17 protein-coding genes are annotated in these 22513 nt (G+C 53.8%); 12 read left to right on the top strand and 5 right to left on the bottom strand.

The window, feature by feature from the left end; genetic code table 11:
* Positions 1-223: 223 nt before the first annotated feature.
* The 3 genes from D9980_RS26675 to ackA all read right to left on the bottom strand — a co-directional run bounded on the left by D9980_RS26675 (position 224) and on the right by ackA (position 4618).
* Positions 224-436 (bottom strand): hypothetical protein, encoded by a 213-nt coding sequence (locus D9980_RS26675; RefSeq protein WP_141132628.1) that lies wholly within the window; start codon positions 434-436, stop codon positions 224-226.
* A gap of 718 nt (positions 437-1154) precedes the next feature.
* Complete coding sequence (pta, locus tag D9980_RS11755; RefSeq protein ID WP_024485140.1) at positions 1155-3314, bottom strand: phosphate acetyltransferase; 2160 nt, start codon at positions 3312-3314, stop codon at positions 1155-1157.
* A 101-nt stretch (positions 3315-3415) separates the two neighbouring features.
* Positions 3416-4618 (bottom strand): acetate kinase, encoded by a 1203-nt coding sequence (gene ackA, locus D9980_RS11750; protein WP_021806000.1) that lies wholly within the window; start codon positions 4616-4618, stop codon positions 3416-3418.
* A 403-nt stretch (positions 4619-5021) separates the two neighbouring features.
* Between ackA and yfbV the strand changes: the two genes are divergently transcribed.
* The 4 genes from yfbV (at position 5022) to D9980_RS11730 (ending at position 8898) form a co-directional block, all read left to right on the top strand.
* Positions 5022-5477: a terminus macrodomain insulation protein YfbV gene (gene yfbV, locus D9980_RS11745; RefSeq protein ID WP_024485138.1), complete on the top strand. Its 456-nt coding sequence runs from the start codon at positions 5022-5024 to the stop codon at positions 5475-5477.
* 319 nt (positions 5478-5796) lie between these two features.
* Positions 5797-6291, top strand: coding sequence for a YfbU family protein (locus tag D9980_RS11740; RefSeq protein WP_021178532.1), 495 nt, complete (start codon positions 5797-5799; stop codon positions 6289-6291).
* A 21-nt stretch (positions 6292-6312) separates the two neighbouring features.
* Positions 6313-6969, top strand: coding sequence for a sugar phosphatase (locus D9980_RS11735; protein WP_121607384.1), 657 nt, complete (start codon positions 6313-6315; stop codon positions 6967-6969).
* Positions 6970-7065: 96 nt separating this feature from the next.
* A complete protein-coding gene (locus D9980_RS11730; protein WP_021178530.1) occupies positions 7066-8898 on the top strand; it encodes an SLC13 family permease in 1833 nt (610 codons plus the stop codon).
* Positions 8899-9337: 439 nt separating this feature from the next.
* Here D9980_RS11730 and yfbR read toward each other — a convergent pair whose 3' ends face one another.
* Positions 9338-9937 carry a 5'-deoxynucleotidase gene (gene yfbR / locus D9980_RS11725; protein ID WP_021178529.1) on the bottom strand — a complete coding sequence of 200 codons (600 nt, stop codon included), beginning with the start codon at positions 9935-9937 and terminating at the stop codon, positions 9338-9340.
* A 136-nt stretch (positions 9938-10073) separates the two neighbouring features.
* Positions 10074-11288 carry a pyridoxal phosphate-dependent aminotransferase gene (locus D9980_RS11720; protein WP_021805995.1) on the bottom strand — a complete coding sequence of 405 codons (1215 nt, stop codon included), beginning with the start codon at positions 11286-11288 and terminating at the stop codon, positions 10074-10076.
* An 837-nt stretch (positions 11289-12125) separates the two neighbouring features.
* Between D9980_RS11720 and lrhA the strand changes: the two genes are divergently transcribed.
* From lrhA to nuoH, 8 genes are all read left to right on the top strand, one after another.
* Entirely contained in the window at positions 12126-13064 is a 939-nt protein-coding gene (lrhA, locus tag D9980_RS11715) for a transcriptional regulator LrhA (RefSeq protein WP_065683097.1), read from the top strand.
* Between the two features lie 702 nt (positions 13065-13766).
* Positions 13767-14207, top strand: a complete 441-nt coding sequence (locus D9980_RS11710; RefSeq protein WP_021178526.1) for an NADH-quinone oxidoreductase subunit A — start codon at positions 13767-13769, stop codon at positions 14205-14207.
* A 15-nt stretch (positions 14208-14222) separates the two neighbouring features.
* Positions 14223-14897, top strand: a complete 675-nt coding sequence (locus tag D9980_RS11705; protein WP_021178525.1) for an NADH-quinone oxidoreductase subunit B family protein — start codon at positions 14223-14225, stop codon at positions 14895-14897.
* Positions 14898-14981: 84 nt separating this feature from the next.
* Positions 14982-16790 (top strand): NADH-quinone oxidoreductase subunit C/D, encoded by a 1809-nt coding sequence (gene nuoC / locus D9980_RS11700; RefSeq protein ID WP_202913995.1) that lies wholly within the window; start codon positions 14982-14984, stop codon positions 16788-16790.
* 2 nt (positions 16791-16792) lie between these two features.
* Positions 16793-17344 carry an NADH-quinone oxidoreductase subunit NuoE gene (nuoE, locus tag D9980_RS11695; protein WP_238393707.1) on the top strand — a complete coding sequence of 184 codons (552 nt, stop codon included), beginning with the start codon at positions 16793-16795 and terminating at the stop codon, positions 17342-17344.
* A complete protein-coding gene (nuoF, locus tag D9980_RS11690) occupies positions 17341-18693 on the top strand; it encodes an NADH-quinone oxidoreductase subunit NuoF (protein ID WP_021805992.1) in 1353 nt (450 codons plus the stop codon). Before nuoE ends, nuoF begins: the two co-directional genes overlap by 4 nt.
* 99 nt (positions 18694-18792) lie before the next feature.
* Positions 18793-21528: an NADH-quinone oxidoreductase subunit NuoG gene (gene nuoG / locus D9980_RS11685; RefSeq protein ID WP_121609010.1), complete on the top strand. Its 2736-nt coding sequence runs from the start codon at positions 18793-18795 to the stop codon at positions 21526-21528.
* Positions 21525-22502: an NADH-quinone oxidoreductase subunit NuoH gene (gene nuoH, locus D9980_RS11680; RefSeq protein ID WP_021805990.1), complete on the top strand. Its 978-nt coding sequence runs from the start codon at positions 21525-21527 to the stop codon at positions 22500-22502. Before nuoG ends, nuoH begins: the two co-directional genes overlap by 4 nt.
* The last annotated feature ends 11 nt before the right edge of the window (positions 22503-22513 follow it).

Here is a 22513-nt window from a genome sequence, read left to right as displayed (position 1 = left end):
GGCCGAACATCTCCTTATCCAAGGTGTGTTACCGAATTTTCAGATCCACTCGATCGGTCCCCTCGCTCTGTGGCAGAGGGCTAGGGTGAGGGCGTCAGGCGGTGCATTGCTTGCTCTTTGTTGACGCCAAAAATAAAACGGCCCGGTGATGATCACCAGGCCATTATAGGCATTACCAGAGGCTAAAGGTTTTGCCATGGCAAAATATTGATCGTTCGAGTCATTACAACAATGGATCCTTGCCTTTAAACAAAGCATGGCTTGGAATCGTTTGGGTAACGCTATTAAACATAGGAGAGGCTTCAGGAGGTCTTCCAGAAACAACGACAGTTGTTTGTCCGGCTTCTATAGCTCGCTCAAAGGCTTCCATTCGCGCTATTTGTCGAGCACGGTGTTGTTCTAATTTATGCATAGAAGTACGGCGTTCGTAAGACATGCGTCCTCCCCATGGGTTCTAGACCAACCTCAATCGAAGATCCTATATGTTTGGGTCGCGATATGAGACGGCAGTAAACACTCGATAACTTAAAATCATTCGGGGCGTAGGTGTAGAGCCCCACATTGAAAGTAGTATAGTGGTCAAAAATTATTCTTTCAACGCAATTCATAACCTGGATGGCACAACCTTGTGGCAAGCCTTTGACCCGGCGAAAGTATGTTTTGTTAACTCGGTTTTGCTTAGCATCGAATGCAATTTCATAGTGTTTAGCATAAGTCGGTTTTATAAACCTCGGATGGAGTTCTGCCGTGCAGTCAAACGGATTTTTATCGGTGATCTGCGTAAAGTAAACTTCATACTCCACACCGCTTACCTTAAAAATCGCTCTATGCTGCTTAGGCTCACCATACGCTGCTAATTCATCGAAAAATGTTGTCATATCCTTTACGGTTCTTTAACTCTCCCGATGTAAAAGTATTTTATTTCAGGAGAGAAAGTAACCCTAGGCGTTGATTTATTCTGCGAAGGATATTCCATGTTAAAAATAAAAAAGTTATCAAGCCGCTGAAATATTGAGTATTCAAATATTGATAGGTGTGTCCATTTACCGGATTTATATTTAGCTGCAGTTATAAAAAAACGGCCCGGTGATGATCACCGAGCCGTTATGGGTATTACCAGAGTCTAAAGGTGCCGTAGTGGCACCTTTGTCTCATCAGGCTTTAGCTGCCTGTGCATCAGCCTGAGCCGACTGGATCGCCGTCAGGGCTACGGTATAGACGATATCGTCAACCAGAGCACCACGGGACAGGTCGTTTACCGGCTTGCGCATGCCTTGCAGCATTGGCCCGATAGATACCAGGTCAGCAGAACGCTGCACCGCTTTATAAGTGGTGTTACCGGTGTTCAGATCCGGGAAGATGAACACGGTCGCCTGACCGGCCACTGGCGAATTAGGCGCTTTGGATTTGGCCACGTCGGCCATGATCGCTGCGTCATACTGCAGTGGGCCATCGATGATCAGATCCGGGCGTTTTTCCTGTGCCAGACGGGTCGCTTCACGCACTTTCTCAACGTCGCTACCCGCACCGGAATTACCGGTAGAGTAAGAGATCATCGCTACGCGTGGTTCGATACCGAATGCGGCTGCGGAATCTGCGGACTGAATAGCGATTTCAGACAGCTGTTCAGCGGTTGGATCCGGGTTGATCGCGCAGTCACCGTAGACCAGAACCTGGTCAGGCAGCAGCATGAAGAACACGGAAGAAACCAGCGAGCTGCCCGGTGCGGTTTTGATCAACTGCAACGGTGGGCGGATGGTATTGGCAGTGGTGTGAACGGCACCGGAAACCAGGCCGTCAACTTCGCCTTTCTCCAGCATCAGGGTGCCGAGAACCACGTTGTCTTCCAACTGCTCACGTGCAACCACTTCGGTCATGCCCTTGCTCTTACGCAGCTCAACCAGACGCGGTACATAGAGTTCACGCACGGCAACCGGATCGACGATCTCGATGCCTTTACCCAGCTCAACGCCCTGCGCGGCGGCAACGCGTTTGATCTCTTCCGGGTTACCCAGCAGCACACATTCCGCGATACCACGTTCGGCACAGATGGCCGCCGCTTTCACGGTACGTGGTTCGTCGCCTTCCGGCAGCACGATACGTTTACCCGCTTTGCGCGCCAGCTCGGTCAGCTCATAACGGAACGCCGGTGGGGACAGACGACGTGAACGCTCAGAAGTGGCGGTCAGGGACTCGATCCATTCGGCGTTGATGTGGCTGGCCACGTAGTTCTGTACTTTCTCAATACGCTGATGGTCGTCTGAAGGCACTTCAAGGTTGAAGCTTTGCAGGCTCAGAGAGGTCTGCCAGGTGTTGGTGTCAACCATGAACACCGGCAGGCCGGTTTCAAAGGCGCGCTCACACAGCTTGTTGATGGAGGCATCGATTTCGTAGCCGCCGGTCAGCAGGATGGCACCAATTTCCACGCCGTTCATCGCGGCCAGGCAGGCTGAAACCAGCACGTCTGGACGGTCGGCAGAAGTTACCAGCAGGGAACCCGGGCGGAAGTGTTCCAGCATGTGCGGAATGCTGCGCGCACAGAAGGTCACAGATTTCACCCGGCGGGTCATGATGTCGCCTTCGTTGATCACTCGCGCCTTCAGGTGGCGGGCCATATCAATGGCACGGGTAGCGATCAGTTCGAAGCTCCACGGTACGCAACCCAATACCGGCAGCGGGCTGTTGGCGAACAGCTGTGCAGGATCGACGTTGGCTACGCTGGCCTTGGTGGAATCGTCAAAGATTTCGGACAGGTCTGGGCGAGTACGGCCCTGATCGTCCACCGGAGCGTTCAGCTTGTTGATGATCACGCCGGTAATGTTTTTGTTCTTGCTACCGCCGAAGCTGGAGCGAGCCAGTTCGATGCGCTCGGTCAACTGGGCTGGAGAATCGTTGCCCAGTGCCAGCACAAAGACGATCTCTGCGTTCAGCGTTTTGGCGATCTCGTAGTTCAGCGAGTTGGCGAACTGATGCTTACGGGTAGGCACCAGGCCTTCGATCAGAACCACTTCTGCGTCTTTGGTGTTTTCGTGGTAACGAGCCACGATCTCTTCCATCAGCACGTCCTGCTGGTTGGAGCTCAGCAGGCTCTCAACGTAGCTCATTCGCAGGGGTTCGGCCGCCGGAATGGTCGAGTTGCTGCGGATGATGGTGGTGGTCTGGTCGAGGGAATCGCCGCCGGTACGCGGTTGGGCAATAGGTTTGAACACGCTCAGGCGAACGCCTTTTTGCTCCATGGAGCGGATGACACCCAGGCTGACGCTGGTCAGACCGACGCTGGTGCCAGTGGGGATCAACATAATTGTACGTGACACAGAATAGTCCTCTTCACGGTTTTCTGCCTGCAACGGGGGCGCAGACAAAGATGACAGGCTCAAAACAACACCGCCAGCCTGAGCTGACGGTGTGGAGAGCATTAAGCGGTCAGACGGGAAGCGTCTTGCGCGATGACCAATTCTTCGTTGGTCGGGATCACCAGTGCCGGACGGCTGCCGTCTTTGGTGATGTTGCCTGATTTGCCGAAGCGGGCAGCCAGGTTGCGTTCGTGATCGATTTCAAAGCCCAGCAGGCCCAGTTTGTCCAGGGTCAGCTCGCGTACCATCGCGGCGTTCTCACCGATACCACCGGTGAAGATCACGGCATCCAGACGGCCTTCCATCAGGGCGCTATAGGCACCGATGTACTTGGCCAGACGGTGGCAGAAGACGTCCATGGCACGCTTGGCATCGGCCTTGGTGTCATAGTTGTCTTCAACGTAACGGCAGTCGCTGGTGACTTCGGTCAGGCCCAGCAGGCCAGACTCTTTGGTCAGCATCTTGTTGATCTGGTCAACGCTCATGCCCATGGCGTCGTGCAGGTGGAAGATGATGGCTGGATCGATGTCACCACTGCGGGTACCCATTACCAGGCCTTCCAGCGGGGTCAGACCCATGGAAGTATCAACACACTTACCGTTGCGTACTGCGGTTACGGAACCGCCGTTGCCCAGATGGCAGGTGATGATGTTAACTTCTTCAACCGGCTTGTTCAGCGCCTTCGCGGCTTCTTGAGTCACGTAGAAGTGGCTGGTGCCATGTGCGCCGTAGCGACGAACGCCATGGTCACGGTACAGGCTGTACGGCAGGGCATACAGGTAGGACTCTTCCGGCATGGTCTGATGGAACGCGGTGTCAAACACGGCAACGTTTTTATCAGCCAGATTAGGGAAGGATTTCAACGCTTCAGCAATACCGATCAGGTGAGCCGGGTTATGCAGTGGTGCAAAAGGTACCGAATCTTTGATACCCTGCAGGACTTCGTCGTTGATGACGGCAGAAGCCGTGAACTTCTCGCCGCCGTGCACGATGCGGTGGCCGATAGCGGTCAACTGGGCGGAAAGCTCTGGTTTTTGTGCCAGAATAGTATTAACAATGAAGTTCAGCGCTTCGCTGTGCGCTGCGCCGGCACCCAGTGCCGCTTCTTGTTTACCGCCATCCATTTTCCATTTGATACGGGCTTCAGGAAGATGGAAGCACTCGGCCAGGCCAGAGAGGTATTCTTCACCGTTGGCTGCATCGATGATGGCGAATTTCAGGGAAGAACTGCCGCAGTTAAGGACCAGTACTAGCTTACTCGACATGGAAGTACCTACTTATAGTTCGTGTTGGTATTAAGGAAGACCCAAAAACACGTGGTGAATAAAACGTCAATCAGACAACAAGCGTAGCGCATAATGCCGTTGACATTTATGATTAACATCATGTCAGTGATACAAAGGACACAATGATGAAAAAACCGATGATTTCTCTGCGGTTTAAGCGATCCTGATTTTTACCGCTTCCTAGCCCCACATGGCCGCCAACGGCAGGATTAGGGAGATAGGGCTAAAAGTTGACAAATCTTCTGTCATCTTCTACCGGCACATGGCCGGCTTAGGATACCGATAGCCCGCCACAAACACAAAATAAATTTAAAGCTTCAACTTTTTTGTTAGTGTGTTTGCAAGAATATTTTATTTTTTATACGTGAAGTTGAGGTGCGCAATGACAAGCAGACCATCCGGTTCCGTCAGCTGGTTTCAGATATTCCAGCGCGGGCAGCATTACATGAAAACCTGGCCAGCAGACAAACGGCTGGCACCGCTTTTCCCTGAGAACCGCGTGGCGCGCGCTACCCGCTTTGCCGTTCGCTTTATGCCACCGTTGGCGATTTTTACCCTGACCTGGCAGATTGCGCTCGGCGGTCAGCTTGGCCCGGCGATTGCTACCGCGCTGTTTGCCTGTAGCCTGCCGATGCAGGGGCTGTGGTGGTTGGGCCGACGTTCCGTGACGCCGTTGCCGCCAACCCTGCTGCAATGGTTCCATGAGGTCCGTAACAAGCTGGCGGAAGCCGGGCAGGCGATTGCCCCCGTTGAAGGGACGCCAACCTACCAGGCGCTGGCGGACGTGCTGAAACGCGCCTTCAAGCAGTTGGACAAAACCTTCCTCGACGATCTTTGAGTATCAATCGGCCGGATCTTTCCGGCCTGCCATTACCTCATTAATTTTCTCCCTATTGATCTTGTCATCACTTGGAACCAATTGATTAGCACAGTTATACCCTATGAATTTCAAGTTGTAGCTAGGCGCCAAGCTTACTCATCCCCAGGAGCTTACGTTTAGTAAGTGACTGGGGTGAGTAAGTGCAGGTAACAACGCTACAACTTGAAAGGCGACGGGTATAAACCCGGTTCAAATCAAAGAAAGGTTTAGTTGTGATTCCACGCCATACTGAAGTCATGCGATGCTCTGGTTAATTTGCAGAACTGAGGACAATGAAATGGAAATGACTCACGCCCAACGGCTGATTTTGTCGAATCAATACAAGATGATGACCATGCTCGATCCGGACAATGCAGAGCGCTACCGCCGCTTGCAGACGATCATCGAACGCGGTTTTGGTTTGCAAATGCGCGAGCTGGATCGTGATTTTGGTGAGATGAGCGAAGAAGTGTGCCGCACCATCATCAATATCATGGAAATGCACCATGCGCTCCAGGTTTCCTGGGAGAACCTCAAGGATCGCCAGGGGCTGGACGCGCGTCGCCTGGCATTCCTTGGTTTTGATGCAGCAACCGAAGCGCGTTACCTGAGTTATGTGCGTTTCCTGGTGAACACGGAAGGGCGGTATACTCATTTCGATTCTGGCAGCCACGGGTTTAACGCCCAAACCAAAATGTGGGAAAAATACCAGCGCATGCTGAGTATCTGGCTATCCTGCCCACGCCAGTATCATCTGAGCGCCGTCGAGATTGCGCAAATCATCAATGCCTGATTAAACGTAGAGGGGTTTCCCGTGGAGTGTAAGGGTTTTCTGTTCGATCTTGATGGAACGTTAGTAGATTCATTACCGGCGGTAGAGCGAGCCTGGACGCAATGGGCAGAACGCCATGGCATCAGCCCGCAACAGGTGTTGGACTTTATCCACGGAAAACAGGCGATCACCTCGCTGCGTCATTTTATGCCGAATGCCGCCGAGGCTGAGCTACAGCATGAGTTCACACTGCTTGAGCAGGTGGAAGCAGAGGATACCGACGGCGTCCACGCCCTGCCAGGTGCATTGGCCCTGCTGGAGCAGATCAATGCGTTGGGGATACCTTGGGCAATCGTCACCTCGGGTTCCGTGCCAGTAGCTAACGCACGCCGTCTTGCCGGTGGGGTACCGCTTCCTGAGGTGTTTATCACCAGTGAACGTGTTAAACAGGGTAAACCGCAGCCAGACGCCTACCTGTTAGGGGCACAAGGTCTTGGGTTGGCACCACAGGATTGTGTGGTGGTGGAAGATGCTCCTGCCGGGATCCTTTCCGGCTTGGCTGCCGGTTGCCAGGTGATTGCGGTAAATGCGCCGGCAGACTCGCCGAAACTGGACCAGGTGGATCTGATCCTTTCCTCTTTGGAACAGCTCAAGATCGCCAAGTCCGAACAGGGTGTTGTCATCGAACTTATTGCTTAATCTGCACATTCTTACCTCAATTTGATTAGACCCCGCATCGTCGGGGTTTTTTTATGCTAATTTCTTATGCCGGGATCACTGCAGAATGAGGCCGTTTTGAACAGCGAATTACTTTGGGTTTTGAGTTTACTGTTAATAGCCATTGTGCTGTTTACCACCAACAAGCTGCGCATGGATGTGGTGGCACTGTTGGTGATCATTGCGTTTGTGCTCAGCGGAACTTTGAGCTTGCAAGAGGCAACGGCTGGCTTCAGCGATCCTAACGTCATTTTGATTGCCGCTCTGTTCGTCATTGGCGAAGGGCTGGTGCGCACCGGGGTGGCCTATCAGGTTGGCGACTGGCTGGTGAGAGTGGCGGGCAGCAGTGAAACCAAGATGATGATGTTGCTGATGTTCACCGTTGCCGGGTTGGGGGCCTTTATGAGCTCAACCGGGGTGGTTGCCATTTTTATTCCCGTGGTGCTCAGCGTCGCGGTGCGCATGAAAATCTCCCCAGGGCGGTTGATGATGCCGCTGAGCTTTGCCGGTTTGATCAGTGGCATGATGACGCTGGTTGCTACGCCGCCGAATATGGTGGTCAACAGCGAACTAGTGCGTGAAGGCATCGACGGTTTCGGCTTCTTTGGCGTCACGCCAATTGGCCTGGTGGTGTTGCTGTTGGGCGTGGGGTACATGCTGGTTGCAAGACGCTGGCTCGGCGACAGCGGCGGCACCAAGACCAAGTCGGCCTGGGAGCGCCGGACTTTCCGCGATTTGATCCGCGACTATAAGCTCACCGGGCGGGCGCGTCGTTTGGCGGTGCGTAGCGGTTCGCCATTGATTGGCCGCTCGCTGGATGAACTGCATTTGCGTGCCCGCTACAGCGCCAACGTTATCGGCATCGAGCGCTGGAAGCGTTTTCGCCGGGTGATGATCAGCGCCTTTGGCAGCACGGAACTGCGCGAAGGGGACGTACTGCTGATCGACATGACGGATTGCGATATCGATCTGCGTCAGTTTTGTAGTGAGCAACAGCTTGAGCCCATGGTGCTGCGAGGGGAATATTTCTCCGAACAGTCGCGCAACGTGGGGATGGCCGAAGTTTCGCTAATCCCTGAGTCGGCACTGCTGGGGAAAAGCGTGCGCGATGCCGCTTTCCGTAGCCGTTACGATCTCAACGTGGTCGGCATCCGCCGCAATGGTGAAACCCTGCAAGGCAAGCTGGTGGATGAGCCTTTGGGCCTGGGGGATATTTTGTTGGTGATCGGCGACTGGAAAGCAATTCGCCAGTTGCAGGCCAAAACCCATGATTTTATCGTCTTGAACCTACCCGCCGAAGTGGACGAAGTGGCACCGGCTATCACCCAGGCACCCCATGCGCTGTTCTGCCTGGCGCTGATGGTGGCGATGATGCTGACCGACGAGATCCCGAATCCGATCGCTGCGCTGATCGCTTGCCTGTTGATGGGGCGCTTTCGCTGCATCGATATGGAAAGTGCCTATAAGGCGATCCATTGGCCGAGCATCATTTTGATCGTCGGTATGATGCCCTTTGCCCAAGCGTTGCAGAAAACGGGCGGGGTAGATCTGATCGTCCGTGGGTTGATGGACGTTGCCGGTGACGCCGGGCCGCACGTCATGCTGGCCTGTCTGTTTGTCCTTTGCGCCACCATTGGGCTGTTTATCTCCAACACCGCCACGGCGGTATTGATGGCCCCAATAGCCATCGCCGCGGCTCGTGAAATGGGTGTTTCGCCTTATCCGTTTGCCATGATTATTGCGATTGCCGCCTCCGCCGCCTTTATGACGCCGGTGTCATCGCCGGTCAATACGCTGGTGTTGGGGCCGGGGAACTACAAGTTTGGCGATTTTCTGAAAATTGGGGTGCCGTTCACCGTGCTGGTGATGATTGTCAGCGTGATCCTGGTGCCTTGGTTGTATGCGTTTTAAGCATACAGTTTGCGTTTTATGTCAGGATTAAGAACAGGCGCTTTATCTTTTTTGAGAATACGATGAACTAGCTAACGACCGAAACCCTAAAGCGTTTTGGTATTTTATCGGCTCATGCTGCCGCTCGTTGAGGCTTTAGGGCGGCCTGTGTCGCCCTGGCTTAGTTTAGCGCTCCTTCTGGAGTTGCCATGAAAATGAAACCTGGATTTATAACCCTTACTTTAGCTTCTCTGTAGTTGCTGCGTGGTTGTGCGAGATACATGAGTGACTCCCTCAAAGCCCACAGGATAAAAATTACCGCTTCCTGGTCACGCAAACCTTCCAACGTATCGATTTACGCTCGGTGGTGGAGCAGGAATTCACGGTGGAAATGCCGGAAGGTACGACCTGCGGCTAAGGTGTCTTAGATTGCCAGGCGCACAAGCACCTGGCTCTACTCTTACATGGGGGAGTCGCTGCTGATTTCATCCAGCGAAAGGCTGAAGCTTGGGATGAATACCTGCATAAAATAATCCATTTCTGGGCTGTGACGTAGCTGCAACGTCTTCTCCAAGCGTGCCTTAGCTAACTTGAATTCATTATTCCCCGCCGACAGCTCCTCCAGACATTTCAGATACGCGCATAGCGCATCGGCCTGCTTCACGATCAGCTTTTCGTCCTCGCTGTGATGGTGCTCGTCCAGGATAGAGCGGAAATCGTTCTGTAACTCTTCCGGCAGCATCTCCAACAGCTTTTGTTGGGCAATCTTCTCGATTTTTTTGTATTCGTGGGCAATCTGCGGATTGTAATACTTGATGGGAGTGGGCATATCGCCGGTCAGCACTTCGCTGGCATCGTGATACATCGCCAACAACGCCACGCGTTCGGCATTCAGGTTGCCGTTAAACTTGCGGTTTTTGATCGCGGCCAGCGCATGGGCGACAAAGGCGACCTGCAAGCTGTGTTCGGAAACGTTTTCGGTACGCACATTGCGCATCAGCGGCCAGCGGCTAATCAGTTTCAAACGGGACAGGTGGGCAAAGAAGTGGCTCTGGCTCATGGTGCTCTCTCTACAGCGGCAAGTGAGTGCATTATACGCTATGGAGCTAGGCACATCCCTTGGAATTGTAGGGGGCGTAAATTGTGCTTATACCGATAGAGGTGAAAACGGGCGCAGCGAACCGCGCCCGGCAAAATTACTGGTGATAGGTTTCCAGGAAGCGGCCCAGTTTGCCCACTGCCATTTCCAATTCATCTACGCGGGGCAGAGTAACGATGCGGACGTGGTCTGGGTAAGGCCAGTTGAACGCGCTGCCCTGTACCAGTAACACCTTCTCTTGTAACAGCAGATCCAGCACCAGCTTCTGGTCGTCGCGGATGTTAAAGCGCTTCGCGTCGATGCGTGGGAACATATAGAGCGCACCCTGAGGTTTCACGCAGGAAACGCCAGGGATCTCGTTTAGCAGCTCCCAGGTACGGTCGCGTTGTTCATACAGGCGGCCACCAGGCTGAATAAATTCGCTGATGCTCTGGTAACCGCCCAGCGCCGTCTGGATCGCATGCTGCATTGGCACGTTGGCGCAAAGACGCATGGAAGCCAGCATCTCCAGCCCTTCGATATAGCCTTTGGCATGCTTCTTCGGCCCGTTGAGCACCATCCAGCCCTGACGGAAACCGGCAACGCGGTAGGTTTTGGACAAGCCGTTAAAGGTGACGGTCAGCAGATCTGGGGCCAATGCGGCGATGGAGTGATGCTCTGCCTCATCGTAGAGGATCTTGTCGTAGATTTCGTCGGCAAAGATGATCAGGTCGTGCTGGCGGGCGATCTCGACGATCTGTTCCAGCAGTTCTTTGCTGTAGACCGCGCCGGTGGGGTTGTTAGGGTTGATGATCACGATGCCACGGGTACGTGGAGTGATTTTGCTGCGAATATCGTCCAGATCCGGGAACCAGCCAGATTCTTCGTCGCACATATAGTGCACGGCCTTGCCGCTGGAAAGCGACACGGCGGCGGTCCACAACGGGTAGTCTGGCGCAGGCACCAGCATTTCATCACCGATGTTCAGCAGCGCTTGCATGGATTGCACGATCAGCTCAGAAACGCCATTGCCAATGTAGATATCCTCAACGGTCACGTCACGCATGTTACGTGCCTGATAGTGCTGCATGATCGCCTTGCGCGCCGAGTAGAGCCCTTTGGAGTCGCAGTAGCCTTGTGCCGTTGGCAGATTGCGGATCACGTCGACCAGAATTTCATCGGGGGCATCAAAGCCGAACGGGGCAGGGTTGCCAATGTTCAGCTTGAGGACTTTATTGCCTTCTTCTTCAAGACGTTTAGCTTCTTTGAGTACCGGGCCACGAATGTCATAACAGACGTTGTCCAGTTTGCTGGATTTCTCAATGGGGGACATAGAAAGTTGAGCCTTTTGCTAAGATAGGGTCGTTCCTACCGTGGAACACCGCAATCCGTCCAATGTACTCCTGGAGGCCAGGCTTTTGAAGGGTTATGCACTGCTTTGGTGAAAACGATCGGCAAAAATCGCTTTTTAAGATAATAACCATCTGTATTGATCGTTTTTTTAGTGTTTAAATCTGAATATGTCGCAAATTTAAGGTTTATATGCCAATGGAAGTGTGTGTCACATAAAGGGTTTTTATCAGTTAACCGCAGAAATGTGTATGCCAAGCGCCAGAAAAACGCCAAAGCCGCTTAAAGATAGTAATATGGGATTAATCTGGTTTCATGTCTGTACTGACAATACCACACTGAGTTGAAGTAGAATTACATTAGGTCCACTTCAGTAATTAACTTAAATTTTATTTAAGTAATGGTCAGGGTCTTTTAATAATCAAAAGACTTACTGCTTGAATTTATTAAATTCCCTAATCGATGGCACGTTCGATATACGGGGGGGTTGTTAATATTTTGTACAGAAAACAACAATGCTGTCATGGTCTCTGGCGGCCAGGGATCGAGGTAACCGGGAGGAAAGGGGGGATTTTGCCCGCATAGGATTATCAATGCTTATAAGGGTAAACACTTTTCGTCGTAACTTTCACCACTATCAATAAGCCGTTGCGATAGATCATGGATAAAAAGCGATGCAGATAACGAAATATAAGTAATTTTTTTGCCCTCTTCTAATGAGTGGGGTACTGTCATAAGTGGCGCATGCCCTTTTCAGCTGCGTCTTAGAAATACACCAGGGTAGTTTGTAAATTAGAATTTAAAAAGTGAAGAAAACACTATGACAAGTGCAAATCGTCCGATACTTAATCTCGACCTCGATCTGCTAAGAACCTTTGTTGCTGTTGCTGATTTGAATACGTTTGCGGCGGCTGCCGTTGCTGTTTGTCGTACTCAGTCCGCAGTTAGTCAACAAATGCAGCGGTTAGAGCAATTGGTTGGCAAAGAGTTGTTCGCCCGTCATGGGCGCAATAAGTTGTTAACCGAACACGGTATCCAGCTTCTCGGCTACGCCAGGAAAATCCTGCGCTTCAACGACGAAGCCTGTGCCTCCTTGATGTACAACAATATCAAGGGTGTCCTGACTATCGGTGCTTCTGATGATACCGCCGATACCATTTTGCCTTTCTTGCTAAACCGCGTGACGTCGGTCTATCCCAAGCTGGCGATTGATGTGCGGGTGAAGCGTAGCCCGTTCATGATCGACATGCTGAAGAATGGCGAAGTGGATCTGGCCATCACCACCGTGGATACCGAAGGGCATCCGCACATCATTCTGCGTACGTCTCCAACGTTGTGGTACTGCTCGGCAGATTACCATTACCAGGCGGGGGAACCGATCCCTCTGGTGGTGATGGATGAGCCAAGCCCGTTCCGAGCGATGGCGATCAAGCACCTTGAAGCTGCCGGCATTCCATGGCGTATTGCCTACGTGGCCTCAACGCTTTCTGCGGTGCGCGCGGCGTGCCGGGCAGGTTTGGGGATCACCGTGCGGCCAATCGAAATGATGAGCCCAGATCTGCGAGTTTTGGGCGCTGCGGAAGGTTTACCGCATCTTCCTGATACGCAGTATGCGCTGTGCAAAGATATGAAGTGCGAAAATGAACTGGCCATGGCGATCTTCAGTGCTGTGCAAAACGGCAGTGAGATTTACCACTTCGGCGGCGGCGAATCTTCGGTGATCGATGAAGGTTCCAGCGTGGCGGATAGCGAAGAGTAGCGTTTTACCCTGAGCTAGCCGTATTGAAAGTTACAAACCTCTGCCACGGCAGAGGTTTTTTTTAGCTAAAAAAAGAGAAATCAAGCATTTTGGCCGGTTGAAGGTAAATTCGATGCTAAATGAGTATTTCTGCATGATTTCTAGCAGGTGAAACCCTCATATCTTCGGGTTGCTCGTTTTTTATGCAGTGATAACAACGAGTAAATACCTGGAGTTGATAGGGTTATTTTGCTATTTTACGCTGACGTTTTTTTACCTGAAATTGACAAAAATTGTTAAACTGCCACACTTTTTTTGAGGATTTCTGCCTGAAACGTGTCCTGGATCAAAAAAATACCCCTAGGTAGTGAGTGGAACAACAGGGAATTCCTGAGAGAATGGTATAGTAAAAGTGAAATGTGCCTGTGGGGTTATATCTATCTGTTTCCGTTGAGCAATCAACTGACACGATTTAGCCTAAGCCAAGCGCATCATATGTTAATTAAATGCTTCGTATGTAAATTAGTGTGTAGATACTTTTGTCAAAGTTGACAGAAGGTTATAGAAAGGAGTAAAAAGCCCACAGTAAAACACTGCCTAACTCTCTGTAAAAGCAGCTTGTTTGTGTGGTTATTTATCCTTCCCTTAAATCGATGTGGTGCACTAACTGCCAGTTACAAGAGCAGAACGATCGACGCCACTTTTGATGAGTAAGCATAGAGTATGTCAACAACCATTGAAGTCATCGCTCATCACTGGGCGTTCGCCGTATTTCTTATCATGGCTATCGGGCTCTGCGGCTTCATGCTGCTGGGTGCGTTCTTCTTGGGTGGGAGAGCCCAGGCTCGCGCCAAAAACACCCCTTATGAATCCGGGGTCGACTCGGTCGGTACGGCGCGTTTGCGTCTGTCCGCCAAGTTCTACCTGGTGGCCATGTTCTTCGTCATTTTCGATGTTGAAGCCTTATACCTGTACGCCTGGTCGGTCTCGATTCGTGAGAGCGGTTGGGTAGGCTTTATCGAAGCCGCCATTTTCATTTTGGTGTTATTGGCTGGTTTGGTTTATCTGGTGCGTATCGGCGCATTGGATTGGACTCCGACGCGCTCCAAGCGTTTGAGTAAGCCAACTATCATCAAGAACGCTAGCAACAGTCATCCGCAGTAACAGCGAGGCATTAAGATGGACTATACGCTCACCCGCATAGACCCGAACGGTGAGAATGACCGTTATCCCCTGCAAAAACAGGAGATCGTAGGCGATCCCCTTGAGCAGCAGGTTCACCGTACGGTTTACATGGGTAAACTCGAACATGCTTTGCATGACATGGTGAACTGGGGGCGTAAAAACTCTCTTTGGCCGTATAACTTCGGCCTTTCGTGCTGTTATGTGGAAATGGTGACCTCGTTTACCGCCGTTCACGACGTGGCGCGTTTTGGTGCGGAAGTATTGCGTGCCTCCCCACGCCAGGCCGACTTTATGGTCGTTGCCGGCACCTGCTTTACCAAGATGGCCCCGGTCATTCAGCGTTTGTACGAGCAAATGCTGGAGCCTAAATGGGTGATCTCGATGGGCTCCTGCGCCAACTCCGGCGGCATGTACGATATTTACTCGGTCGTCCAGGGCGTGGATAAATTCCTGCCGGTCGACGTGTATATTCCAGGCTGCCCACCGCGCCCGGAAGCTTACATGCAGGCACTGCTGCTGCTGCAAGAATCCATTGGCAAAGAACGTCGCCCGCTGTCGTGGGTCGTTGGCGATCAGGGCGTGTACCGCGCCAATATGCCATCAGAAAAAGAACGTAAGCACGCCGAGCGTATTGCGGTAACCAACCTTCGGTCGCCTGACGAGATTTAAAATTGCGGGTATCGGCTAGTTACGTTGCCTTTTTGTGGTAACAACGAATAGTTAAGCTTGCAATAAAAATGGCCATTTAATGTGGTGAAAAAAAATATGACAGATTTAACGACGCACGAAGCTCTGCCTGCATGGCATACCCGCGATCATCTTGATGATCCGGTGATCGGCGAACTGCGCAACCGTTTTGGGCCGGAAGCCTTTACTGTTCAGCCCACCCGTACCGGAATGCCCGTGGTATGGGTCAAAGTTGAGCAGTTGCTGGAAGTAATGACGTTTTTAAGAAAACAACCGAAGCCGTACGTCATGCTGTTCGATCTGCATGGCATGGACGAGCGTCTTCGTACTCACCGTGAAGGCTTGCCTGCCGCGGACTTCTCTGTTTTCTACCATCTGATCTCTGTCGAACGTAACCGCGACATCATGCTGAAAGTGGCGCTGTCTGAAAAAGACCTGCACGTGCCCACAGTGACCAAGATTTTCCCGAATGCCAACTGGTATGAGCGCGAAACCTGGGAAATGTTCGGTATTACCTTCGACGGCCACCCGCACCTGACGCGCATCATGATGCCGCAGAGTTGGGAAGGACATCCACTGCGTAAAGACTACCCGGCGCGCGCCACCGAATTCGATCCCTTTGTGTTGACCAAACAGAAAGAAGATCTGGAGATGGAGTCGCTGAAATTCAAGCCGGAAGATTGGGGTATGAAGCGCGGCACCGAGAACGAGGACTTCATGTTCCTTAACCTCGGCCCGAACCACCCGTCTTCACACGGTGCATTCCGTATCATTCTGCAGCTGGACGGTGAAGACATCGTCGACTGTGTGCCGGACGTGGGTTACCACCACCGTGGCGCAGAGAAGATGGGCGAACGCCAGTCCTGGCACAGCTTTATCCCGTATACCGACCGTATCGAATACCTTGGCGGCTGTGTAAACGAAATGCCTTACGTACTGGCGGTGGAAAAACTGGCCGGGATCGTGGTGCCGGATCGTGTCAACACCATCCGCGTCATGCTGTCTGAGCTGTTCCGCATCAACAGCCACCTGCTATACATCAGTACCTTTATCCAGGACGTGGGCGCCATGACCCCGGTGTTCTTTGCCTTTACCGACCGTCAGAAAGTTTATGATGTCGTTGAAGCGATTACCGGCTTCCGTATGCACCCGGCCTGGTTCCGTATTGGTGGCGTGGCGCACGACCTGCCACGTGGCTGGGATCGCCTGCTGCGTGACTTCCTGGACTGGATGCCGAAGCGCCTCGATTCCTATGTGAAAGCGGCACTGCACAACACCATTCTGAAAGGGCGTTCTGTCGGCGTGGCTTCTTACAACGCCAAAGAAGCGTTGGAATGGGGTGTGACCGGTGCTGGCCTGCGTGCTACCGGTGTTGAGTTTGACGTGCGTAAATGGCGTCCATACTCCGGCTATGAAAACTTCGATTTCGAAGTTCCGGTCGGCGACGGCAACAGCGACTGCTACACCCGCGTGATGCTGAAAGTGGAAGAGCTGCGCCAGAGCCTGCGTATTCTTGAGCAGTGCCTGAACAACATGCCGGAAGGCCCGTTCAAGGCGGATCATCCGCTGACCACGCCGCCGCCGAAAGAGCGCACGCTGCAACATATTGAAACGCTGATCACCCACTTCCTGCAGGTTTCCTGGGGCCCGGTGATGCCAGCCAACGAATCATTCCAGATGGTTGAAGCCACGAAAGGGATCAACAGCTACTACCTGACCAGCGACGGCAGCACCATGAGCTATCGCACCAGGATCCGTACGCCAAGCTATGCTCACCTGCAGCAAATCCCTGCGGTGATCCGTGGCAGCCTGGTCTCTGACCTGATCGTCTATCTGGGTAGTATCGATTTTGTAATGTCAGATGTGGACCGCTAACTATGCATGATCTTAAAGACACTCACGTGAGTCACGATGCGCTTGAGGCCACAAATGCAGCCGCTCCCCAGAGCGGCGCTGATGCATTTGTGCTGAGCGCGGAAGAACGTGATGCGATCGAGCACGAAAAGCACCATTACGAGGATCCACGCGCCGCCTCCATTGAAGCACTGAAGATCGTGCAGAAGCAGCGTGGCTGGGTTCCGGATGGGGCGATTTATGCCATCGCTGAAGTGCTGGGCATCCCAGCCAGCGACGTAGAAGGCGTGGCCACGTTCTACAGCCAGATTTTCCGCCAGCCAGTAGGACGCCACGTGATCCGTTACTGTGACAGCGTGGTTTGTCACATCAACGGCTACCAGGGCATTCAGGCCGCGCTGGAAAAGAAACTCAACATCAAGCCGGGCCAGACTACCTTCGACGGTCGTTTCACCCTGCTGCCGACCTGTTGCCTGGGTAACTGCGACAAAGGCCCGAGCATGATGATCGATGAAGATACTCATGCTCACCTGACGCCAGAGAACGCGGTCGAACTGTTGGAGCGGTATAAATGATGATTGATATCAAACGTACTGCCGAAATGCATCCGCTGACCTGGCGCCTGCGCGATGACCAACAGCCGGTATGGCTGGATGAATATCGCAGCAAGAACGGTTACCAGGGCGCGGAAAAAGCGCTGAAAGGCATGGCCGCCGACGACATCGTCACCCTGGTGAAAGATGCCGGGCTGAAAGGCCGTGGTGGTGCAGGTTTCTCCACCGGTTTGAAGTGGAGCCTGATGCCGAAAGACGAATCCATGAACATCCGTTACCTGCTGTGTAACGCCGATGAAATGGAGCCGGGCACCTATAAAGACCGTCTGCTGATGGAGCAACTGCCACACCTGTTGGTGGAAGGCATGCTGATTTCGGCATTCGCGCTGAAAGCCTACCGGGGTTACATCTTCCTGCGTGGCGAATACGTCGAGGCCGCAGTGCATCTGCGCCGTGCGATTGCGGAAGCTACCGAAGCAGGCCTGCTGGGCAAAAATATCATGGGCAGCGGCTTTGACTTCGAGCTGTTCGTCCACACCGGCGCTGGCCGCTACATCTGTGGTGAAGAAACGGCGCTGATCAACTCGCTGGAAGGCCGCCGCGCCAACCCGCGCTCCAAGCCGCCATTCCCAGCTTCCGTGGGTGTATGGGGCAAACCGACCTGCGTGAACAACGTAGAGACTCTGTGTAACGTGCCTGCCATCCTCGAGCATGGCGTGGACTGGTACAAAGGGATCTCCGCCGGTAAGAGTAACGACGCCGGTACCAAACTGATGGGCTTCTCTGGCCGGGTGAAAAACCCAGGCGTCTGGGAGCTGCCGTTTGGGACCACCGCGCGTGAAATTCTGGAAGATTACGCCGGTGGCATGCGCGATGGCCTGAAATTTAAAGCCTGGCAGCCGGGCGGGGCGGGTACCGACTTCCTGACCGCCGATCACCTGGATCTGCCAATGGATTTTGAAAGCATCGGTAAAGCGGGCAGCCGTTTAGGTACGGCGCTGGCGATGGCGGTGGATCACGAAATCGGCATGGTTCCCCTGGTGCGTAACCTGGAAGAGTTCTTTGCCCGTGAGTCCTGTGGCTGGTGTACACCGTGCCGTGACGGCTTGCCGTGGAGCGTGAAGATCCTGCGTGCTTTGGAAAGAGGCGAAGGCCAGCCGGGGGATATCGAAACCCTCGAGCAGCTGTGCCGCTCCCTTGGCCCAGGTAAAACCTTCTGCGCCCATGCGCCAGGTGCCGTAGAGCCACTGCAAAGCGCGATTAAATATTTCCGTGAAGAGTTTGAAGCCGGGATTTCCCCACAGTACTTGGGCAATCTCCAGGCGGTTGGCGGCATTCAGCCAAACAACTTGTTGAAGCAACGCTGGTAATTCCGCTTTGCCTGGGTGCGGTGAGCGCGCCCCGAAACACGGCCAGAATTTTTGATTAACGCCTGCCTTATGGGCAGGCCACTTGGAAGCATGCTGACTATGGCTACGATTCATGTAGACGGCAAAGAATACGACGTAGATGGAGCCGACAACCTGTTGCAGGCGTGTCTCTCCCTCGGCCTCGATATTCCTTACTTTTGCTGGCATCCGGCGCTTGGAAGCGTCGGCGCTTGCCGCCAATGTGCGGTAAAGCAATACCAAAACGCGGACGATACGCGTGGCCGTTTGGTGATGTCCTGTATGACACCGGCATCCGATGGAACCTTTATTTCCATCGATGACGCAGAAGCCAAACAGTTCCGTGAAAGCGTGGTCGAGTGGTTGATGACCAACCACCCGCACGACTGTCCGGTATGTGAAGAGGGCGGTAACTGTCACCTGCAGGATATGACAGTAATGACCGGCCACAGCTTCCGTAAATATCGCTTCAGTAAGCGCACCCACAACAACCAGGAGCTGGGGCCATTTATCTCGCACGAGATGAACCGCTGTATCGCCTGTTACCGTTGTGTGCGTTACTACAAAGACTACGCGGATGGCACCGATTTCGGGGTGTACGGCGCGCACGACAACGTCTATTTCGGTCGTCCGGAAAGCGGCACGCTGGAAAGCGAGTTCTCCGGTAACCTGGTAGAAGTGTGCCCAACCGGCGTATTCACCGATAAAACCCACTCCGAGCGTTACAACCGTAAGTGGGACATGCAGTTTGCCCCGAGCATCTGCCAGCAGTGCAGCATCGGCTGTAACACCAGCCCGGGTGAGCGCTATGGCGAACTGCGTCGTATCGAGAACCGTTACAACGGCAGCGTAAACCACTATTTCCTGTGTGACCGCGGCCGCTTTGGTTATGGCTATGTGAACCAGAAAGATCGCCCTCGTCAGCCGCAGCAACTGCGTGGCAACGACTGGATCACCCTGAACGCCGAGCAGGCGATGCAGGGCGCGGCAGATATTCTGCGTCAGGCCAACAAAACCATCGGTATCGGTTCACCGCGTGCCAGCCTGGAAAGCAACTTTGCGTTGCGTGAACTGGTCGGCGCCGAGAACTTCTATACCGGCATCAATCAGGCTGAACAACAGCGCCTGAATCTGATACTCAACGTGTTGAAAAACAGCGGCGTTTATACGCCTAACCTGCGTGAAATCGAAAGCTACGACGCGGTGTTGGTACTGGGTGAAGATCTGACCCAAACCGGCGCTCGTATCGCGCTGTCGGTGCGTCAGGCAGTGAAAGGTAAAGCCCGCGCGATGGCTGCGGCACACCGCGTTGCCGATTGGCAGATCGCGGCGGTGCAAACCATCGGGCAGCACGCCAAACACCCGCTGTTCGTCACTAACGTTGATAACACTCGCTTGGACGATATCGCCGCCTGGAACTACCGTGCGCCGGTGGATGAGCAAGCCCGTTTAGGCTTCGCCATTGCCCACGCGCTGGATGAGTCCGCCCCGGCGGTGACCGATCTGACCGAAGACCTGAACAAGAAAATTGACGTGATCGTACAGGCCCTGGCCGGTGCGCAGAAACCCTTGATCATCACCGGCAGCAATGCGGGTAGCACAGCTATCATTGAAGCTGCGGCCAACATTGCCAAGGCGTTGAAAGGTCGCGGTGCCGATGTTGGCATCACCTTCGTTGCCGCCGCTGCCAACAGCATGGGTCTGGCGATGATTGGTGGTGGCTCGCTGGACGAGGCACTGGTGCAACTGGAAAGTGGTTCTGCTGATACCGCCATCGTGATGGAAAACGATCTTTATCGTCACGCCCCGGCGGCCAAAGTGGATGCCGCATTGGCCAAGATCAGTAACCTGATCGTTGCCGATCACCAGCGCACCGCTATCATGGATAAAGCCAACCTGATCCTGTCTGCAGCCAGTTTTGCAGAGAGCGATGGGACCTTGGTCAGCCAGGAAGGCCGCGCACAGCGCTTCTTCCAGGTCTACGACCCGGCTTATTACGATGATGCCAAGAAAAATATCTACAGCGTGATGTTGGAAAGCTGGCGTTGGATGCACTCGCTGCACTCCACCTACACCAGCCGCCAGGTTGACTGGACCCAGCTCGATGACGTGATTGCCGCCTGCGTAGCCGCATTGCCGCAGTTGCAAGGTATTGTCGAAGCTGCCCCAGATGCGACCTTCCGCATCCGCGGTCAGAAACTGGCCCGCTCACCGCACCGCTACAGCGGCCGCACTGCGATGCGTGCCGATATCAGCGTGCATGAACCGCGTCAGCCGCAGGATAAAGACACCATGTTCGCCTTCTCGATGGAAGGGAACAACAGCCCGCTGGCTGACCGTCAGCAGATCCCATTTGCCTGGGCACCAGGTTGGAACTCACCGCAGGCATGGAACAAGTTCCAGGCCGAAGTGGGCGGCAAACTGCGCCATGGCGATCCGGGTATCCGCCTGATCGAAGCAGGGGAGGGCAACCTCGGTTACTTCACGGCTATCCCTACGGCGTTCAAAGCCGAAGGCTGGCGTGTTGCGCCGTATTACCACCTGTTTGGCAGTGACGAAATGTCACAGCGCTCCGAAGTGATCCAGCAGCGTATGCCTCAGGCCTACGTGATGATCAACGTTGCCGATGCCGCACAGCTTGGTGTCAATGCCGGTGCCTGGGTCGAGTTCAGCTGTGCAGGTCAAACGCTGCGTTTGCCGGTACGCCTGAGTGAAACCCTGAGCCAAGGCCAGGTTGGTTTGCCGCTCGGCTTGCCAGGGATCCCGCCGGTATTGGTGGGTGCGAAGGTTGAAAATCTGCGGGAGGCGGCACTATGAGCTGGTTGACACCTGAGGTGATCGACATCCTGATCGCCGTGTTGAAAGCGGTGGTGATCCTGTTGGTCGTGGTCACCTGCGGGGCGTTTATGAGCTTCGGCGAACGCCGTCTGCTGGGCCTGTTCCAGAACCGTTACGGGCCAAACCGTGTCGGCTGGGGCGGTTCGCTGCAGCTGGTCGCCGACATGATCAAAATGTTCTTCAAAGAAGACTGGGTTCCGACCTTCGCCGACCGCATGATCTTTACGCTGGCCCCGGTGATCGCCTTTACCTCGCTGCTGTTGGCCTTTGCCATCGTGCCGGTCAGCCCGACCTGGTCGGTGGCCGATCTCAACATCGGTATTCTGTTCTTCCTGATGATGGCTGGCCTGGCGGTGTATGCCGTGCTGTTCGCCGGCTGGTCCAGTAACAACAAATACTCGCTGTTAGGGGCGATGCGTGCTTCGGCACAAACCCTGAGCTACGAAGTGTTCCTTGGCCTGTCCGTGCTGGGCGTGGTGGCGCAAGCCGACTCGTTCAACATGCAGGCGATTGTTGAATCACAGGCGCACATCTGGAACGTCATTCCGCAATTCTTTGGTTTCATTACCTTTGCGATTGCCGGTGTGGCGGTATGTCACCGCCACCCATTTGACCAGCCGGAAGCCGAGCAGGAACTGGCCGACGGTTACCACATTGAATATTCCGGTATGAAATTCGGTCTGTTCTTCGTGGGGGAATACATCGGTATCGTGACCGTGTCCGCCCTGATTGTGACGTTGTTCTTCGGCGGTTGGCAGGGTCCATTCCTGCCGCCATTCATCTGGTTCGCACTGAAAACGGCCTTCTTCATGGTGATGTTCATTCTGATCCGTGCTTCGTTGCCGCGTCCGCGTTATGACCAGGTGATGTCATTCGGCTGGAAAATTTGCCTGCCGTTGACGCTGCTGAACCTGCTGGCAACCGCCGCGGTCATTTTGTACAACGCTCAATAAGGGGTGAATAA

It is taken from the genome of Serratia sp. 3ACOL1 (genome assembly GCF_003668775.1).
Classification (GTDB): domain Bacteria; phylum Pseudomonadota; class Gammaproteobacteria; order Enterobacterales; family Enterobacteriaceae; genus Chania; species Chania fonticola.
This window is presented reverse-complemented; position numbering and strand designations above follow the sequence as displayed.

Bases quoted from the DNA above. Each gene is read 5' to 3' on its own strand.
- yfbV (WP_024485138.1), top strand. From the start codon at position 5,022: ATGACAAGCAGACCATCCGGTTCCGTCAGCTGGTTTCAGATATTCCAG.
- lrhA (WP_065683097.1), top strand. From the start codon at position 12,126: ATGACAAGTGCAAATCGTCCGATACTTAATCTCGACCTCGATCTGCTA.
- D9980_RS26675 (WP_141132628.1), bottom strand. From the start codon at position 436: ATGTCTTACGAACGCCGTACTTCTATGCATAAATTAGAACAACACCGT.
- ackA (WP_021806000.1), bottom strand. From the start codon at position 4,618: ATGTCGAGTAAGCTAGTACTGGTCCTTAACTGCGGCAGTTCTTCCCTG.
- nuoH (WP_021805990.1), top strand. From the start codon at position 21,525: ATGAGCTGGTTGACACCTGAGGTGATCGACATCCTGATCGCCGTGTTG.
- D9980_RS11720 (WP_021805995.1), bottom strand. From the start codon at position 11,288: ATGTCCCCCATTGAGAAATCCAGCAAACTGGACAACGTCTGTTATGAC.
- nuoE (WP_238393707.1), top strand. From the start codon at position 16,793: ATGCATGATCTTAAAGACACTCACGTGAGTCACGATGCGCTTGAGGCC.
- D9980_RS11710 (WP_021178526.1), top strand. From the start codon at position 13,767: ATGTCAACAACCATTGAAGTCATCGCTCATCACTGGGCGTTCGCCGTA.
- nuoF (WP_021805992.1), top strand. From the start codon at position 17,341: ATGATGATTGATATCAAACGTACTGCCGAAATGCATCCGCTGACCTGG.
- D9980_RS11740 (WP_021178532.1), top strand. From the start codon at position 5,797: ATGGAAATGACTCACGCCCAACGGCTGATTTTGTCGAATCAATACAAG.
- yfbR (WP_021178529.1), bottom strand. From the start codon at position 9,937: ATGAGCCAGAGCCACTTCTTTGCCCACCTGTCCCGTTTGAAACTGATT.
- D9980_RS11705 (WP_021178525.1), top strand. From the start codon at position 14,223: ATGGACTATACGCTCACCCGCATAGACCCGAACGGTGAGAATGACCGT.
- nuoG (WP_121609010.1), top strand. From the start codon at position 18,793: ATGGCTACGATTCATGTAGACGGCAAAGAATACGACGTAGATGGAGCC.